This window comes from Brevibacillus sp. NRRL NRS-603 (genome assembly GCF_003013445.1).
GTDB lineage: Bacteria > Bacillota > Bacilli > Brevibacillales > Brevibacillaceae > Brevibacillus > Brevibacillus formosus.
The window spans coordinates 261830-279907 of the sequence record NZ_PXZN01000013.1 but is presented as its reverse complement, the minus strand read 5'-3'; the positions used below and the strand labels follow the sequence as shown (position 1 = coordinate 279907).

The window sequence follows — 18078 nt, the reverse complement described above, 5'->3', positions numbered from 1 at the left end:
ATCCTACCCCCTCATGAGCAACGCAAGCCCTTGTTTGATGAGCTTTTCTACACCATCGCCCTCTTTTGATTTCTCAGACAGCGTGTTTCTGATTTTTTGCAGTTCACCATCAGAGTAACCTAGTGCAGTCAATGCATCGAGTGCTTCGTTCAGTGCGGACACAGCTTGCTCCCCTGCTGTCAAATCACCCGCTGCAACAGTCAAAATCGCAGATGGTGTGTACCCTACCAATTTATCCTTCAAATCGAGGATAATGCGCTGGGCCGTCTTTTTCCCAATCCCCGGAAATTTCGTCAGATAGGTAACATTCTCCTGTTGAACCGCCATCACCAGCTGCTCAGGCGTCGCCGCTGCCAGGATAGCTAATCCGCCCTTGGGACCGATTCCGCTGACATCAAGCAGCTTGCGGAACAAATCGCGTTCGTCACGGGTAGCGAAGCCATACAGCAGAATGGCATCTTCCCGCACATGGTGGTGGGTAAACAATTTGGTTTTGCTGCCTTCATACCGAACGAATTGGTACGGGTTTGGGCAAAACAGTCGATAACCAATACCGCCAGTTTCGAGGACTATGTATTCCGAATCGAGATAACTCAGTGTACCTTCTACAAAATCAATCATTTCTGAACCCCTTCCGAAATGGAAATGAACGCGCGAAACTGTGCGTGCGTAATGGCAATGCCCAATGCGTCCGCCACATCGTCAGGCTTTGGTACTTCTTTTAACCGCAATAGGAGCTTCGTCATTTCCTGTATTTGCTTCTTTTCTGCTCCCCCGTATCCAGTCACGGCTTGCTTGACCTGCATCGGGGTATATTCATAGACCGGCACACCAGCCAGCTCTGCCGCAAGCAAAATAACCCCTCGCGCTTGGCCAACGGTAAAGGCCGTCGTCACGTTTTTATTAAAGAAAAGCTTTTCGACGGACATTTCATCGGGACGATATGTTTCCAGAAGGCTTTGCATTGCCTCAAAAATCTGTTTCAATCTAAGCGGTACTGGCAATCCTGCTTCTGTCTGAATGCTTCCGTATTGGACGGGACGCAATTGGCTGCCCTCTTTATCCACAACCCCGAAGCCAACAATCGCAATGCCAGGGTCAATTCCTAAAATGCGCATAGTCCACTCTCCGTGAGCAAAGATTCTACTCTCTACTGTAACACAAAGCACTGAAAAAGCGAACGTGTATTTCCATATAAAAACCCGCTCCTTAGAAAGGAACGGGTTATACGGCGTCTGTTAGTGTTTGTTCATTCCGAGTGAATCCGACACATCATGCTGCATGTGGGCATAGTCGTCTACGCCACTCTGCATGTGCTCTTTGATCTTGTTGATCTGTTGGTAATTGAGCTTGTTGTGCCCTTGGTTCAACTGAACGTACAAACGCTGATGGAACTGGTCTTTGTAGCTACCTCTAGGCATGGTAGACATGGTCTAAAGACTCCTCCTTCGATCACCGTATGAAATCAGTATGGCGTAAGCGCATTGGCGTTATGATACCAAGATTTACGCCACATGAGCCAGACAGCTTATAGAAACGATAAGATGTGGAGGTGTTGGTTGTTGCGAAGCAAAATCCTTATTTTTTGTATATATTTTTTCGCAATTGCACTGTTCATGCCTTACCCTGCGCTTGCCAAAGTCAAGAATGACATCATGGTCACTGTTTCGGTGTCACCCGAGTCTCCCTTCAAAACAACCATATCCTTCCGTGATCAAAAGCAGCTTACGAAGCGGTTATTGGGCTCTACCACAGAAATCGCCTCCTACAACCCACACTGGGTACGTGCTACATTGACCGTAAAAAAACGAATATATGTATATGATCACGATGGCCAGCTATATGAAAAAGAAATGCCTCGTCGCTATGTATTGGCAAACGATGTTCGCCAGAGGATCGAAGAAATGGTCAAGTCCGTAGAAGCAGTCCATTTTGCACAAGCCATTCCCTGGGAGCAGGTGAAAAAAACGTTGAAACGGATGGAGTTCGGTACCGTGATTGATTTAGAGACAGGACAACGTTTTGATGTCCAGCGCAGAGCAGGCAGTCGCCATGCCGATGTTCAACCGTTGACCCGCAAGGATACAGAGATCATGAAGAACATTTATCAGGGAAAATGGTCATGGAAGCGCAGAGCCATTCTGGTGGAGGTAGACGGTACTTATTTTGCAGCATCCATGCACGGAATGCCTCATGGCGCTGGTGCCATTAAAGGAAATGAATTCCCTGGGCATTTTTGCATCCACTTTTTCGGCAGCTCCACCCATCGAAGCACTGAACCCGATCCTAGTCACAGCATGATGATTCTCAAGGCTTCCGGAGCACTTGCGGCTACAATAAAAGGGGCGTCTCCTGAAGAGCTGGTCGGCTATTTCCTCACCGCTCTGCATGAGCACGACATCCACGCGATGCGGATGACAACAGACGGTTTCACGCTTCCAGAAGGGCTGTCTTCGATCGAGTCTGTGCGATCGTCAGAAATCATCATTCCATCAGACGAGCGCGGTCCCCTCTTGATAGAGGTTCCTGTTCGACTCTCATACATTGCCCGGGAAGGTGGTAATTTTCGAGAGACATGGGAGTTTCTTCTGCGCCGCGATGTACCGGGAGAACGCTGGCGAATTATTGCGATTGAACTGAATCCATAGCAACGGAAACAAAATCCCTTTCCAGTCCAATACGTGCTTGTTACACGAAAGGCTCGAAAGGGATTTCTTTTGGTCCACCCATTTTCATTGGCCACTCCATTGGTATTCGCCATAGGTGGACAATACACTGTTATACTCTGCCAAATTCCGAATGCGAATCCCCCGTTTCAGATTCTCCCATTCCTCTTTTGGCAGACTCGCTTCCATTCTCGCAGTATCGATTCGATAAAAGGTTTGCACGACATCTTGCTCAGCAGGCAGACCATGAAATAGGGCAAGCATGCCGTCCGGAGCTATTCCGATATGTCCATTCTCCTTGCAAGCTGGAGCTATATCCTGCTCGCGTTTCATTAAGATCATCTTGACAGGCTCTGCTTGTACAATTTCCCATCCATTATAGTTGCCCATGACGTCTGCCAATTGATTGGTACGAACTGATACATGTTCTTCGTCTCGCACCCCACACAAATAATGGCGAGCTAAGACCAACTCATACGACGGACCCGCAACTACATCTGCTTTGCCTGCAAGGTTTACTAAGCGTGCAAGACCTGAATCGTTTCCTTCTTTACCGGCTAACACGATACCGACTAGGACGCCTGTGGCTAATGCTACACCCCACGTCGCGTAAACCATCCACCTTTTCTTCTCAGTCACATAGAACCCCTTCTTTTATAGGCTTTTCTTCCTATCATTGCCACAAAGAAACAGGGGCATACGCGACTTAAGGTGGATTGACCTTCTATTTTTTTATTTTTGTCAATACAAAAAATTAATATACTATTTGATCTAGCTATCTATCCAGCCTTCGAATCTAATGATAAACTATTTTTGCTTGGCATTATTGTAAACTTATGGAGGTCATTTCAAACATGAAAAAAACGAACAAAAAAATGCTGACTGCTTTCCTCCTCAGCACTTCTTTGGTTGTTGGCGCACTCTCTTTTCCTCTTACTCCAGCAAGCGCGCAAACAGGTTCTGTCCTCAAGCTCCGCCTGTTGGAAACGACAGATATCCACACCAACATCGTGAACTATGACTACTATCAAGACAAAAGCACAGACGAGTTTGGCTTCGCAAAAACAGCCACATTGGTCAAAAAAGCACGAGAAGAAGTGAAAAACAGCATCCTGATCGATAACGGTGACTTATTGCAAGGAAACCCATTGGGCGACTACGTGGCAAAAATCGACCCGTTGAAAGCTGGAGATACTCACCCTGCTTACAAAGCAATGAACCTGATGGACTATGATGTTGCCAATATCGGTAACCACGAGTTCAACTTTGGTTTGGAGTTCTTGGACACCAGCTTGAAAGGTGCGAAATTTCCTTACATAAACTCCAACGTCTATGTTGACGACAAGGACAAAAACCCTAACAATGACAAAAACATGTTCACTCCTTACGAAATCCTGGAGCGTACTTTTAAAGATGAGAACGGCAAAGATGTAAAACTCAAAGTAGGCGTTATCGGTTTTGTTCCTCCTCAAATTATGCAGTGGGACAAGGCAAACCTGGAAGGAAAAGTAATCGCGAAGGACATCGTGGAAACCGCCAACAAATTCGTACCTGAAATGAAGAAAAAAGGTGCGGACATCATCATCGCAGTTCCTCACTCTGGAATTGGCCCTATCGAGGGTGGTCCTCAGTTGGAGAACGCTAGCTATCAGCTAAGCAAAGTAGATGGTATCGACGCGATCTTGTTCGGACACTCCCACTCTGTATTCCCTGGCCCTGGATTCGATAAAATTCCAGGCATTGATGCAGAAAAAGGAACGCTCAACGGTAAACCAGCCGTTATGCCTGGCTTCTGGGGTAACCACCTCGGCGTAATCGACCTGACGCTGAAACAAGAAAACGGAAAATGGAAAGTGGCTGAGTCCGCTACAAAAGTGGTTCCGATCTATGACAAAGCTAACAAAGCATCCTTGGCTGATGCAGACAAAGCTATCGTAGATGCAGTAAAAGAAGATCACGACAAAACAGTTGAATGGGTTCGTTCCGCTGTAGGGAAAACATCTTCCCCGATCTTCAGCTATTTTGCACTTGTGCAAGATGACCCATCTATCCAAATCGTAACCAATGCACAAAAATGGTTCGTTGAGAAAAACGTGAAGGGTACAGAATACGAAGGCATTCCAGTTCTGTCTGCTGGTGCACCATTTAAAGCAGGTGGCCGCAACGGAGTAAGCTACTACTCCAATATCCCGGCTGGTACAATCGCCATCAAAAACGTATCTGACCTGTACATTTACCCGAACACATTGAAAGCGGTTCTGGTCGATGGAGCTACAGTGAAAGAATGGTTGGAGCGCTCCGCTGGACAGTTCAACCAAATCGATGTGAAGAAAGCAGATGAGCAACCACTCATCAACGAGTCTTTCCCAACGTACAACTATGATGTAATCGACGGTGTTACTTATCAAATCGATGTTACACAGCCATCCAAATACGCTGTAGATGGAAAAGTAGCAAATAAAGATGCAAACCGCATCAAAAACCTGTCTTATAACGGCAAACCAGTAAAACCTGAAGACAAATTCCTCGTTGTTACCAACAACTACCGTGCAAGCGGCGGCGGTGCGTTCCCAGGTCTGGATGGCAAAAACATTGTAATCGATTCTCCAGATGAAAACCGTCAAATCGTAATTGACTACATCCTGAACCAAAAAAATATCGACCCAGCAGCAGACAACAACTGGTCTTTTGCTCCAGTAGATGCGAAGCTGAACGTTACATTCACTTCTTCTCCTGACGCGAAACCATTCGCTGAAAAAATGTCCAATATCAAGTTCATCAACGTATTGGAATCTGGGTTCGCGAAATTCTCTATTGATCTGTCCAAGCCTGCTTCCAAGTAAGCTTGTCAACAACACAAACATCCCTCTTTCGAGAGGGATGTTTTGTTTTATCCGACTATCCAACAAAATGGTAATGACCCCATGGAGAGCGTTGGAAAATTCGTTCTCCATCGTTTAAAAAGCGTTGGCGATTCGCCATCATTTTGCCTTCCATTTGGATCAGCTGCATAACGCCCTTCATGTGGTAGCCTGGGCGCTGACTATACAAGCCGGTTACCTCCCGCAAGAAATTATCCGGATAGCGAAGCAATTGATGAACAGCCCAAATCTGGGTATCAGATAAATAGTTGACGTTACTATAGGCTTCCATCGCTTCCACAAAGGAATCCATGCGGTACTCTTGCATCAATAGCATACGCGACATCAATTGTACAAGGTCAACAAGCTGAAGATCATGACCTACTGTATCAAGGTCAATCAAATAGCAATTGCCTCGCTCCGTAAGCAAAAAATTATGACTCGCCACGTCTCTGTGTGCGAGTGTCCCCCTCTCCATGGCTAAAAACATTTCTGGCGTCAAAGGCAGCTTGTAGGCAGATTGAAGCAGCTCGTTGCCATCCCGAAGGACGTGATCTGCCTGTTGGGAAATGAGTTGCTCCAGTTTGTTCTGGGGTCCCTTCTGTTCAATCGACCACATCAATCGCTCGAAGTATTCCAAGCGGCTCTCCCATTTATCTAAAAGAGCCGGTTTTCCTTCATACGCATAGGAATGAGCAATAGGAAACCCCTGAGCTGCGACATGAAAACGGGCCAATGTTTCTGCTGTTTTTTTAACATCGAAAAGAGAAACGTTATCTGCTTCATGCCCATCAATCATTTTCATGATGGTGTAATGACGGTCTTCATAGGCAAAAATTTTGGACCCTTCCTGACTCGCCACATACTGCACCGTATGATGAAAGCCCTTTTGATGTAGTGCATCTGCTAACTCTGTCACCCACACAGCTTTTTCGACCTGCTTATATCCTTTGAGTATCCAATGGCCCCGGTCTGTTTTTAACAGGTTGACGTTTCGCTTCGGTTTCACCCCGTAGATTTGACAGCGAAAAGCCTTTTCAATGGTGGATAAGATTTCTTTGTTCATCCCATACCCTCTCAGTAAGAAGAGGATTCTTCATGCCCATCTCCCCAGTTCGGCCAAACCCCTTGTTCAGGCATGGAAGCCATACACGGGGAAGGTGGGAACATCATGTTATTGTGAATCCCCTGTGGAGAACGATTGTACTTGCCCTTTCGGCCTCTGTACTCCGGGACTTCAGAAGAACACTCACATGATGATGACTCCACTGGTTCCGGGCACACAGGCTTCTTCGCTCGTGGCCGCTTTAATGGCATGGGTGGAAATGGTGGCGGGCATGGATAAGGAAACGGCATCGGTCTGATTGCTGGTGGGACAATCGGTCGTCTATTTGGATAAAACGGGCCAATCCACGGGTTTCCGTACGGTGGGCAAGGCGGGAATGGTGGCATAAACGGAGGTGGGAATGGCTGGAATGGACGCACCTGTGGCGATGGCCTGCGGTCTTGCTCTGGACTTACCCTCGTCGATGGCTTTAGCTTCTGTTGAGGACTCACTTTTGAAGGTGACTTGAGCTGCTGTTGTGGACTCACTTTTGAAGGTGGCTTGAGCTGTTGTTGTGGGCTCACCTTCGAAGGCGGCTGCATCGGCCGCAACGGACTCACCCGTGGTGGTGGATAGTTTGGCTGCATCGGCTGCAACGGACTCACTCGTGGTGGTGGATAGTTTGGCTGCATCGGGTGCAACGGACTTACCTGTGGTGGGAAGTTGGGCTGCATCGGTTGCAACGGACTCACCCGTGGTGGCGGGTAGTTTGGCTGCATCGGTTGCAACGGACTCACCCGTGGTGGTGGATAATTTGGCTGCATCGGTTGCAATGGACTTACCCGTGGTGGTGGATAGTTTGGCTGCATCGGCTGCAATGGACTTACCTGTGGCGGTGGATAGTTTGGCTGCATCGGCTGCAATGGACTTACCTGTGGCGGTGGATAATTCGGCTGTGGGCAAGGTGGGCAAGCATATACTGGCGGTCGTGTAGGCTGTAGTGGCAAGACCTGAGTCGGTGGTCTATATGGAATGTTGGGCACATTTTGATTCGGTGGAATCGCTGGTCGATAAATATACGGACTCACTCTAGTCGGAGGCGGAGTCGGTATGAGTGGACGTATAGGTACAGGCGGAACAGGAGGCAGCACATTTGGCTTGCCTGAAATGTTCGGTGGTTTATACGGTGTTGGCTTTTCAATCGGTTCTGTAGGTTTTTCGATTGGTTTTTCGATTGGTTTTTCGATTGATTCTTCCATTGGTTTTTCAATTGGCTGTGTTGGTGGTGGAGGTGGTAATGTTGGTGGTGCCGTTGGCCTGACTACCTCTGGTGAAACAGAAGGGACTGGTGGTCTTGGCGTTTCTTTGGGAGGTCTAGGCATTTCCTTGGGTGGTTTCGTAGGAATGGGAGCTGGCGGTAGAGTAGGTCTGATCTCCTCCCTAGATTCGATTTCCACCTCTCCTGATTCTTCCGGCTCAATTGGCCGCCTTTCAATTTGTTGCGGCACCTCCATCTCTTCCTCTTCCATAATCGGTCTTTCTTTCACATAAGGGGCCGCCTCACTCATTGGATGCGGGGGCGTCGTTCTTTGCGGTGGTCGTGGTCGGACAGGAACTTGTTTCGCCGGAATCTTGATTCTCGCTCCTGGATAAATTGTATCGGGAGTTTTTAATTGACTATTAAGGCGTAACAGTTCTTTGTAATCGACGCCATATCTTTTGGCGATCTTCCACATCGTATCGCCTTTTTGGACGATGTGTATTCTCAATGTTTTTCTCCTCCCTTGCACCAAACTCCCTAACATCGTATGCAGTCATGGGCGTTTTGCTCCTTGGCGCCATTCCTTTGTTGGGAGAGAGTAGAAAAAGAAAAAACCAATCCCTCTAGGAATTGGTCTGATGCATATAAAATGGATACGTCCCGAGCTGACGAACTTGACAACCAATGGCTTCAATCTCCGCAAACGCTCCTGGCAACAAGACATCGTCCATCTTCTGCTCAATGTCGATGACAAAATAATAGCTTCCGAGTGCTTTCTTCGTCGGACGTGATTCAATGCGAGACAAGTTGACCTTTCTCCAAGCAAAAGCAGCCAGCACTTGATACAATGCTCCCGGGAAATCCTCCGGCAGTGTGACCAATATCGTCGTCTTTTCCTTACGGGAAACCGGCAGATCAAGACTTTCCAGGCCGACGAGAACAAAGCGCGTGTAGTTATTCGAATAATCTTGAATTTGTTCACGCGCAAACTCCAATGGATAGATCTCTACATTTAATCGAGTACCTACAGCAGCCCATGGCTCTTCTGGGTGCTCACTCACTATTTTTGCAGCCAATGCCGTACTGTTTACCGTTTCGATCGCTGCTTCCGGCAAATTCTCACGCAAAAAGTTGTGGCTTTGTGCAATCGCTTGAGGATGTGACAGCACTCTCGTAATCGCGGACAAAGGCAATGGGTGCTCTCTTTTTGCCACCAGCAGGTTTTGCGTAATCGGCAGTGCGAGCTCCGCCAAAATGGGCAGATCTACTTCGTGAATGAGCCAATCCAGTGTAGAATTGACCGTTCCTTCAATGGAGTTTTCCATTGGTACGACACCGTATGCCACTTCCTTTTTGGAAACAGCGTCTAGTACTTCAATAATACTTGGGTACGGAACGAATGATAGCTTTTGTCCGAGCGACAATATCCTCGCTGCTTCTTCGGTAAACGTTCCACGCGGTCCTAGAAAAGCAAGTTTCTTCTCCATGGCTACTCCTATCCACTATGGTCTATCTCTGATGGATTTCTACCTGTACGCCATTTTCGTCCGGTTGCAAGATCATCACGCGGTACGAGATGTCGTGCCCTTTCATCACTCTGTCCACAAATGCACGTAGCTTCTCTAATTCTTCATCCGAAGAAAAGAAACAGAGAATCGTCGGTCCAGCGCCGCTTAAAGCTGCCCCCAGTGCCCCGTGTTCAGTCGCTTTGTCCAGGATTTCGTCCAAGCCAGGTACAAGCTTTGCTCGATACGGCTGATGCAGCCGATCCGACATTGCCCTTCCCATCAGGTCGAGTCTGCCCTGTGCTAGTGCAGCAACTAGCAAACTACTATGACCCACATTATATACAACATCCTCTCTGCTGTACACCTGTGGCAAGACGTTCCGCGCTTTTTCTGTCGACAACATGAATTCTGGGATCACGACGAGAGATTGCAACCCCGCCGGAGCAGAAAACCGCACATAAGGGATAGGTGCCCCTGGTTTCTCAGGCATCGTCGCAACAATGATGCCGCCAAACATCGAAGCTCCTGCGTTATCCGGATGCCCTTCCAGGCGTGTTGCCTTTTCAAACAATTGCTCACGTGTAAATGGTTCGCCAGCGAGATGGTTGGCCGCTACGAGTGCACCGACAATCGCTGCGGCACTGCTCCCCAATCCTCTCGTCAAGGGGGCCTCACTGGAAGCACGGATCGAGAGCTCAGGAATAGCGAGACCAGCTTCTTGAAACAATCCCGCCGCAACCTTGTATAGAAGATTGTTTTTGTCCGTCGGTGTTCCTTGTAGCTCCTTGCCCATCATCTCTACTGTCGTTTGATCACTAATTTCCATTTCTACGACAGAATACAACTGGAAAGCCATGCCCAGCGCATCGAATCCCGGTCCCAGATTCGCTGTCGTTGCCGGTATGGTTACTTTTACACGCCGTCCATTCATGATACAAATTCTCTCCCACTTTGACGAACCAGCTCCATCACAGCTTCATGTGTCGCCGGAACAGAACGCGGCTCTTCACCTACCAGCTTCAAAGCGATATTAGGATCTTTTAGTCCGTTTCCAGTCAATACGCACACGATCTGGCTGCCAGATTGGAGCCTTCCAGCCTCATGCAGCTTGATAATACCAGCCAGCGATGCTGCCGAGGCAGGCTCACAAAACACACCTTCACTCTTTGCCAGCAAATGATAAGCACGCAAAATTTCTTCGTCCGTTACACTATCGACGAGACCGCTTGATTTCGAAATGGCATTCAAAGCGCCATCCTTGCTCGCCGGGTTGCCAATGCGAATAGCTGTCGCAATCGTTTCAGGGTTGGCTACCGGTTCGCCATGAACCAACGGCGCTGCTCCCGCTGCCTGGAATCCGTACATCTTAGGCAAGCGGCTCGATTTTTTGGCTGCAAAATATTCTTCGAAGCCCTTCCAGTATGCTGTAATGTTACCTGCGTTGCCAACTGGAATGGCCAATATGTCAGGTGCGTCCGTCAACGCATCGCACACTTCAAATGCCGCAGTCTTTTGTCCTTCAATCCGATAAGGGTTTACGGAATTCACCAGTGTAATCGGCTCTTTCGCTGTGATTTCGCGAACGATATCCAGTGCTTCATCAAAATTACCGTCAATCGCGATGACTTCTGCGCCATAGGCGATAGCCTGTGCCAGCTTGCCCAGTGCGATATTACCGTTCGGGATCAGGACGATGCAACGCAATCCTGAACGTGCCGCATACGCCGCAGCTGCTGCTGATGTATTCCCCGTCGAAGCGCACATGATTGTGTTGCTTCCCTCTTCTACCGCTTTCGCTACAGCCATGACCATGCCTCTATCTTTGAAAGAGCCGGTCGGATTAAGCCCCTCATATTTGACGTACAGCTCCACCCCCAATTGTTTGGATAGGTTCGGGGCATGGATCAGCGGGGTGTTTCCTTCATGCAAGCTGACCAGCGGAGTTTTTTCCGTTATCGGGAGAAATTCCCGGTAACGTGCCAAGATGCCAGACTGTCTATTAAAAGCCATTATTTGTCTCCCCCTTCTACACGGTAGCAGCTCTGCACAGTTGATACGATATCCATCTGTTCCATGTAAGCCAGGACCGCATCCATGTCACTTTTTGAGGACATGTGTGTAATCATGATAATCTCTGCTTCCCGTCCGTTGTTGAACGGTTGCTGGATGACCTGCTCAAGAGAAATATTTTTGTCAGCCAACAGCTGTGTAATTTGAGCAAGAACACCGCGTTTATCTGCAACTACGATACGCAGGAAGTATTTTGAGAATTTTTCGCTGTCTTCTTTCAGTACTTTTTCTTTGTATGGAGCAACCATTCCACGTCCATTCACTCCTAGCTTTCTGTTTTTGACGACAGTGACTAGGTCAGACACAACAGCGGTAGCAGTCGGCAATTCACCTGCGCCCGGCCCGTAAAACATGGTTTCTCCTACCGCTTCCCCATGTACGTACACTGCATTAAAGACGCCATTTACGGAAGCGAGTGGATGAGATTTCGGAACCAGAGTCGGCTGCACACTTACCTCAATCGCCTCTTCGTCACGACGAGCTAGTCCGAGCAGCTTGATTTCATAGCCCAGTTGTTTGCCATAGGCGATATCTTCCTTGCTCACGGAACTGATCCCTTTTACATCCACATCTTCGAGCTTCATCGGTACACGGAAGCCCAAAGTTGCCAAAATTGCCATTTTGCGGGCGGCATCAAAGCCCTCCACATCAGAGGTTGGGTCCTGCTCCGCATAGCCCAGTGCTTTCGCTTCTTTCAATACCTCGCTATATTCTGCGCCCTCTTGACTCATTTTGGTCATGATGTAATTGGTCGTCCCGTTGACGATCCCCATCATTTTCGCAATACGGTCTGAGGAGAACCCTTCTACTAATGCGCGCAGGATCGGTATTCCACCTGCTACACTTGCCTCGTAGAAAACGTCACAGCCCTTTTCTTGTGCCTTCTCTAAAATTTCTGCACCGTGCAACGCCATCAGATCTTTGTTGGCTGTTACTACGTGCTTGCCTCGTTCGAGTGCTCCCAAAATGTATTCTTTTGCAGGGTGAATGCCGCCAATCACTTCTACGATGACTTCAATTTCTGGATCATCCAAAAGACTAGCAGGGTCAGTGGTCAGCACACCCTCCATGGATGAAATATTGCGAGATTTTTCCGCGTCCTGAACAAGAATACGGGACACCTCAATACTGAGTCCGGTTTGCTTTTGCAAATCCTCCTGATGCGCTTGAATAATGCGTACGACACCAGTCCCGACTGTTCCAAATCCCATTAATCCCAATTTAATGCTCTGCTTCTCCATGTCTCTCTCCCCTGCCTTTTTTTGATTTTTTTGCTTAGCCTCTACCGACGATCATCGCTTTGCGAACGCCTGGGATTAGCTGCAAGTTATCCAAAAACTCCGTGCTAGATACGCGAAGATTAGCCATATCGACTGACATGGATATTGTAGCAATCCCTTGAAGTGGAATCGTCTGATTGATGGTCAATACGTTTCCACCTTGATCTGCTACATAGGTGAGCACTTTGGACAAGTAACCTGACATGTGATCCAAAGAGAAAGTAAACGTCATAATTTTTTCACTCATCATCGCATTGAACGGAAAAATGCCATCTTTGTACTTATAAAAAGCACTACGGCTCAATCCCACCCGTTCAACCGCTTCATTCACGGTATCCACTTCGCCAGATTCCAGCATCTTCTTGGCTTCAATCGTTTTGGCAATCGATTCTGGCAGGATGTCAGATCGAATCAAGTAGAATTTTTCTTCCTTTTTCACGCGCTGTGTCCTCCTGAGAAAAACAGTTGTTTCTTCATAGAGGACATTATAACGGAAAGCATGGAATGTGACAATCCTTATCCGTCACTTTTTTTCATCGGATCATATTTGGTTTACTTTGATTACATGAGGGGAAGCTTCTTCGCGCACAATAATGCGTATCGTATGGAGGAGGTGAAAGGCAAATGGCCGGACGTGGAAAGTCAGATAAATCGGAGCGCCGTAACAATCACCCAGCGGGTAAGCCAAGCAGTCTCGAACAGTTTGGCAATGACATGCGTGGCAAAAAGATGGCTCAATCTCCAAACGTGATTGAAGATCCGAGCGGAAACGGATAAACAAGCACAAAAAACCCGGGCATCATGATCCCGGGTTTTCCTGATTCGATTAGATTCGATTAGTATGCCAAAGAGGATAGACCGTTGATATGAGTCAAGTAGCGAACGTTACTTGCTTCTTTCATCAAGGTTGCTGGCAAGCCTTTCAACTTCAGTTGGCTTGCACCAATTGTTCCAATCGCGTCTTTACGGCCTAGGCTACCCAATGTACCGGAGAATACTGGTTTGAAAGTATCCATTTTGGTGCCGTTGAAGTGTGCAAAGAGATTGTATCCAACAACTTCACCCATTTGCCATGCCAATTGCGCAGTTGGAGGGAATGGACGACCTTCTGGCCCCATTACGACCGCACTGTCACCTGCAAGGAATACATCAGGGTGAGAAGTGGATTGCAGGAATTCTGTAACAGTTGCACGTCCGCGGTTTACTTCCACGCCACACTCAGCTACTACACGATTTCCTTGTACGCCACCTGTCCATACCATTGTTTTGGTTTCAATGGTTCCGCCATCTTTCAGGCAAACCGTGGTTTCTTTCATTTCCGTTACAGGTACGCCTGTCAGGAATTGAACACCGCGTTTTTCCAAGCTCGTTTTCGCACGCTCAACCAGGTCAGGAGCAAAGCCAGCCAAAATGGAAGGGCCTGCTTCTACGCAGTAGATGGATACGTCTGCAAAGTCTACGCCGTGCTTGTGGCACAGATTTGGCAACATATCGGCGAATTCCCCAACCAGCTCGATACCTGTCAGACCGCCACCACCTACAACGAAGGTAACATCTGCTTTATTTTTGCTCGTCTTGTACTCAATCACGCGCTCTTCGAGATGTGCACGCAGACGATTTGCTTCTTCTACAGACTTCAGTGTAAAGCTATACTCTTGCAGACCCGGGATTCCAAAGAATGCGGTTTCACTTCCCAGCGCAATTACCAAAGCATCGTATTTGATGGACTCGCCGCTCGCCAGTGTTACGCGTTGGGAATCGAGACCAATATTTTTTACCGTGTCTACCACGAGGTTAATCTCTTTGCCACGCAGCAATCTTTCCAGAGGGAGCGCCACGTTTTGTTCAGACAGGTTTCCTACTGCCAAGCGGTGCAGTTCCGTAATGATTTGGTGAGTAGGAAAACGGTTTACCACCGTGATCGACGCTTCTTCAGCCGTCATGTATTTACGTGCAGTCAATGCGCTGAGCAAACCGCCATAACCGCCGCCTAGAATCAGAATATGCTTCGCCATGCCCAATCCTCCGTCCTTGTCTTACATCCAATAATAAAAATACTAGCGTTTTTGTTGTTGACGTTCTGCTGTTACTTCCAAGAATGCTTGTGCGAAACGCAATGTTTTTTGTACTTGCGGATCTTTGAGCATTTTGAGAATACCGAACAAACCGATCGTAGACTCTTCTACATGAACACGGTCATTGGCTTCAATGGCTGCTTGCGCAATACCTTTCGCTTTGTCAGAGATCGGTTTTACGAACTCTTCCATTCCGCCTTTAATGTCGTCGATCAATACATGATCATTTGCTACCGTTTGTACCAAATCATAGGTTTTGGTCAAAAGAGTTGTCAGTTCCGCCAATTTAGGCAGGTTTGCCACCAATACGTTGAGTGACTCTTGGATTTCTGGTTTCATCAACTGATCGAGTACATCTTGTTGCTGCGCTGGCGCCAGAGTAGCAGTGCTTGCTACTTCAGCAGCAGCTTGAGCTTGTTGCGTAGTTGTTTGAGACATAAAAAAAACGTCCTCCTTTGCTTTGGAATAGAGGCCTTTCATTCTCGATGCCTGTTCATACGAGTAACGGCCGCTATTCTCCCTGAAAATCCGGTAAAAAATTGTTTGTAACATTTTTCACAAAGTAAAGCAGACAACGAATTCGAATAATAAAAAGTGAATGATTTCACAAGTATTTATTCAGGAAAGCGTACACAACAAATCATAAAGTGAACAGGCTCGATTTAGAACTCTATGTACTCTACTATATACCTTCTTCACAGGAACATCAAAGGAAAAAAACCGCTTCCTTAGGAAGAAGCGGTAGTTGAGAGCTTTTTATAGTAATCTTTGATGATTTCATGATGCTTTTCATTGATATCCGTAAAGATCAATTCAATGATTGTTTGCTTGTCTTGGAACGTTTTTTCCACGATTTTCGCCATCATGACGATCTCCTGCGCTTGCTTCGGTATCTTGAAAGACAAATGGAGAAAATCGCCCTTTGACACATATCCGTCCGTTCCCAAAACAAGACGGGTAGGAGAGAATTTCAGCAACACTGCCTCGCCTTTTTCTTCGATCGGTCTAGCTCCCATCACCTTGTAAGGGACAGAAATACCGAGATCTGGGGAGATGGGATCCTGCTTGCGCTGTGTAATTTCTACCCCTACACTAATCGGAATCATCCCTAAAAGCTTGATCGGCCAAATTGTTTGCTCCGAAACTACTTCCAAATCAATGGTGTTCACTGCCGCATCTGTTTCCCAACGAATGCGTACAGTTGATCCGAGAAGCTCTGCTTTCGTTTCAGGCTTCATCTCATAGGAAACTACGAGATAATTGGTCTTTGCATGTTCAACCAAAACTTGGACAGGTGTCTTCACCTGCTTGGAGATGATTAGCGGTAGCGCCGCACCGCGTTGCAGTCGTTTATCCCCCAAAAATGGGTTCAGTGATGGGATATCAATCATGTTTTTTGTCACTCCACAAAGTCAAACTCTAATTTGCCGATCCGAACGGTATCCCCGTCTTTTGCTCCCAACTTTCGCAGAGCATCATCTACACCCATGCTGCGCATTTGTCTTGCAAAACGCTGGGCTGCATCATAGCTGTTCAGATTCGTCATGCGTACGAGCTTCTCGATCTTCTCACCGCTGACGACAAACACTTCGTTGTCACGCGTAATTTCGAATGCCTCTGGTTCTTTTTCTGCTCGGAACACTACGCGCTCTTCCACTTCCGCAACCTCCTCGACAGCAGGCTTGTCCGGAATCGTCGCCAAGGTATCCCCGATTGCATACATCAGCTCTTGTACGCCTTGACGAGTTGCAGCAGAGATCTCGTACACCTTCACATCTGGAGCCTTTTCCTTGAAAATACGCAGGTTTTCCTCTGCTCCTGGCAATTCCATTTTGTTCGCTACTACAATTTGCGGACGATCTTCGAGCTTCAGGTTATACATAGTCAGCTCTCTGTTGATCTGCAAATAATCCTCGTACGGATCGCGCCCATCTACTGCCGCCATGTCAATCACATGGACGATCAAGCGTGTACGCTCTACGTGGCGCAGGAATTGGTGACCAAGACCAACACCTTCATGCGCGCCTTCAATCAATCCTGGCAAATCAGCCATTACGAAGCTCTGCTCGCCCAAGTCCACAACACCCAGATTTGGTGTCAGCGTCGTAAAGTGGTACGCCGCAATTTTTGGCTTCGCCGCTGTTACACTGGACAGCAACGTTGATTTTCCTACACTCGGATAACCAACCAAGCCTACATCTGCTATCAGCTTGAGCTCCATGACAATGTAACGCTCTTGACCTGGCTCACCGTTCTCCGAGATGTGTGGGGCTGGATTCGAAGAGTTGGCAAAACGAATATTGCCTCGTCCACCACGTCCGCCTTTTGCGATCACTGCACGTTGGCCCTGCTCCACGAGATCGGCAATCACTTCTTTGGTATCATCATCAATGACAGTTGTTCCCGGTGGCACGCGCACGACCATATCTTCCGCACCTGCTCCGTGCTGAGATTTGTTGCGGCCATGCTCTCCGCGAGGTGCTTTGAAATGTCGTTGATAACGGAAATCTACCAGTGTACGCAGACCTTCATCCACGACAAACACGACATCTCCGCCTTGACCACCATCTCCACCCGCTGGACCACCTAGCGGTACGTACTTCTCCCGGCGAAAGGAGACGGCTCCGTTACCACCGTCCCCGCCTTTTACATATACTTTTACCTGATCGACAAACATGGTGTCACCTCTTTCATTCCGCGAATGGGACCACTAATTTCAGGACCCATTCTTCTTCCGTATGTATCCACTCAGTGACCTCCACCGCACTCTGTTCGCTTTTACGTATCAGCTTTTCCAATTCTTCCATTCCGGATGCACGAAGTACACCGGCAAGGTCAAAACGAAAATGAACGCCACGGTCATCCATCTGCAAGCTTACTTGCATGCTGGCTGCTTCGTACCCGCTCTGGTCTACATGATCGTTCACTGTGCATAATATCTCTGACACCAACTGAAACAAGTCTTGCTCGTTCAAAACTACTCGCGTGAGATCCACATGATTGCACACGTCTACTTCTAAAAGCAATTCATTGTTCAGTGCGTTAAATGTCAAGAAGAAGACGGACAACAAGGAGCTATTCAATCGGGCAACCATCGATTCCTGCATCGCCATCTGTGCGATGCGCTTCAAATGGGCCTCTCCTTGTTCAGTACGGTTCAAATGCAAATAGCCGAGCAGAACCTGAACATGGTTCAACCAGTCATGCCGCTGCCTGTTCAGAACGGTCAGCAGTTGGTCTGTCTGATGCGTAAACAGCCTCCGCTCGTCCCCCATCACATTCACCCAAGTCGATAAGAATATCTTTCCCATC

The 18078-nt window shown here is 47.8% G+C and carries 19 protein-coding genes; 3 read left to right on the top strand and 16 right to left on the bottom strand.

Going from position 1 to position 18078, the window contains the following annotated elements; all coding sequences use genetic code 11:
* Positions 1-3: 3 nt before the first annotated feature.
* From ruvA to C7R94_RS13145, 3 genes are all read right to left on the bottom strand, one after another.
* Positions 4-621, bottom strand: coding sequence for a Holliday junction branch migration protein RuvA (gene ruvA / locus C7R94_RS13155; protein ID WP_047072771.1), 618 nt, complete (start codon positions 619-621; stop codon positions 4-6).
* Positions 618-1118 carry a crossover junction endodeoxyribonuclease RuvC gene (ruvC, locus tag C7R94_RS13150; RefSeq protein WP_047072773.1) on the bottom strand — a complete coding sequence of 167 codons (501 nt, stop codon included), beginning with the start codon at positions 1116-1118 and terminating at the stop codon, positions 618-620. The genes ruvA and ruvC overlap by 4 nt, the downstream gene beginning before the upstream one ends.
* A 120-nt stretch (positions 1119-1238) precedes the next feature.
* Positions 1239-1430 (bottom strand): hypothetical protein, encoded by a 192-nt coding sequence (locus C7R94_RS13145; protein WP_047072775.1) that lies wholly within the window; start codon positions 1428-1430, stop codon positions 1239-1241.
* 132 nt (positions 1431-1562) lie between these two features.
* Here C7R94_RS13145 and C7R94_RS13140 point away from each other — a divergent pair, with 132 nt between their 5' ends.
* On the top strand, positions 1563-2648 hold the full coding sequence (locus C7R94_RS13140; protein ID WP_233220543.1) for a hypothetical protein: 1086 nt from the start codon (positions 1563-1565) through the stop codon (positions 2646-2648).
* An 84-nt stretch (positions 2649-2732) separates the two neighbouring features.
* Here the strand turns inward: C7R94_RS13140 and C7R94_RS13135 are convergent, their stop codons facing one another.
* Entirely contained in the window at positions 2733-3305 is a 573-nt protein-coding gene (locus C7R94_RS13135) for a BofC C-terminal domain-containing protein (RefSeq protein ID WP_106781766.1), read from the bottom strand.
* 215 nt (positions 3306-3520) lie between these two features.
* Here C7R94_RS13135 and C7R94_RS13130 point away from each other — a divergent pair, with 215 nt between their 5' ends.
* A complete protein-coding gene (locus C7R94_RS13130; protein WP_106781764.1) occupies positions 3521-5509 on the top strand; it encodes a bifunctional 2',3'-cyclic-nucleotide 2'-phosphodiesterase/3'-nucleotidase in 1989 nt (662 codons plus the stop codon).
* Between the two features lie 55 nt (positions 5510-5564).
* Here the strand turns inward: C7R94_RS13130 and C7R94_RS13125 are convergent, their stop codons facing one another.
* The 7 genes from C7R94_RS13125 to C7R94_RS13095 all read right to left on the bottom strand — a co-directional run bounded on the left by C7R94_RS13125 (position 5565) and on the right by C7R94_RS13095 (position 13130).
* Positions 5565-6593: a phosphotransferase gene (locus tag C7R94_RS13125; protein WP_106781761.1), complete on the bottom strand. Its 1029-nt coding sequence runs from the start codon at positions 6591-6593 to the stop codon at positions 5565-5567.
* An 11-nt stretch (positions 6594-6604) separates the two neighbouring features.
* Entirely contained in the window at positions 6605-8341 is a 1737-nt protein-coding gene (locus C7R94_RS30920) for a SafA/ExsA family spore coat assembly protein (protein ID WP_106781759.1), read from the bottom strand.
* A gap of 115 nt (positions 8342-8456) precedes the next feature.
* On the bottom strand, positions 8457-9320 hold the full coding sequence (pheA, locus tag C7R94_RS13115) for a prephenate dehydratase (RefSeq protein ID WP_106781756.1): 864 nt from the start codon (positions 9318-9320) through the stop codon (positions 8457-8459).
* 22 nt (positions 9321-9342) lie between these two features.
* Complete coding sequence (thrB, locus tag C7R94_RS13110; protein WP_106781754.1) at positions 9343-10272, bottom strand: homoserine kinase; 930 nt, start codon at positions 10270-10272, stop codon at positions 9343-9345.
* Entirely contained in the window at positions 10269-11351 is a 1083-nt protein-coding gene (thrC, locus tag C7R94_RS13105) for a threonine synthase (RefSeq protein WP_106781752.1), read from the bottom strand. The genes thrB and thrC overlap by 4 nt, the downstream gene beginning before the upstream one ends.
* Positions 11351-12652, bottom strand: a complete 1302-nt coding sequence (locus C7R94_RS13100; RefSeq protein ID WP_106781750.1) for a homoserine dehydrogenase — start codon at positions 12650-12652, stop codon at positions 11351-11353. Before C7R94_RS13100 ends, thrC begins: the two co-directional genes overlap by 1 nt.
* A 34-nt stretch (positions 12653-12686) precedes the next feature.
* Entirely contained in the window at positions 12687-13130 is a 444-nt protein-coding gene (locus C7R94_RS13095) for an ACT domain-containing protein (RefSeq protein WP_047072794.1), read from the bottom strand.
* 185 nt (positions 13131-13315) lie between these two features.
* Between C7R94_RS13095 and C7R94_RS30265 the strand changes: the two genes are divergently transcribed.
* On the top strand, positions 13316-13468 hold the full coding sequence (locus tag C7R94_RS30265; protein WP_007728640.1) for a hypothetical protein: 153 nt from the start codon (positions 13316-13318) through the stop codon (positions 13466-13468).
* 59 nt (positions 13469-13527) lie between these two features.
* On the opposite strand, the gene C7R94_RS13090 is transcribed toward C7R94_RS30265, so the two are convergent.
* From C7R94_RS13090 to C7R94_RS13070, 5 genes are all read right to left on the bottom strand, one after another.
* A complete protein-coding gene (locus tag C7R94_RS13090) occupies positions 13528-14706 on the bottom strand; it encodes an NAD(P)/FAD-dependent oxidoreductase (protein ID WP_106781747.1) in 1179 nt (392 codons plus the stop codon).
* A gap of 42 nt (positions 14707-14748) precedes the next feature.
* Positions 14749-15204, bottom strand: a complete 456-nt coding sequence (locus C7R94_RS13085) for a helical membrane plugin domain-containing protein (RefSeq protein WP_047072800.1) — start codon at positions 15202-15204, stop codon at positions 14749-14751.
* Between the two features lie 290 nt (positions 15205-15494).
* Complete coding sequence (locus tag C7R94_RS13080) at positions 15495-16157, bottom strand: PilZ domain-containing protein (protein WP_047072802.1); 663 nt, start codon at positions 16155-16157, stop codon at positions 15495-15497.
* Between the two features lie 8 nt (positions 16158-16165).
* Positions 16166-17443 carry a GTPase ObgE gene (gene obgE, locus C7R94_RS13075; RefSeq protein ID WP_106781745.1) on the bottom strand — a complete coding sequence of 426 codons (1278 nt, stop codon included), beginning with the start codon at positions 17441-17443 and terminating at the stop codon, positions 16166-16168.
* Positions 17444-17456: 13 nt separating this feature from the next.
* The gene (locus C7R94_RS13070) at positions 17457-18041 is read right to left on the bottom strand and encodes a sporulation initiation phosphotransferase B (RefSeq protein ID WP_106781743.1); all 585 of its coding nucleotides are present in this window, start codon (positions 18039-18041) and stop codon (positions 17457-17459) included.
* Between the last annotated feature and the right edge of the window lie 37 nt (positions 18042-18078).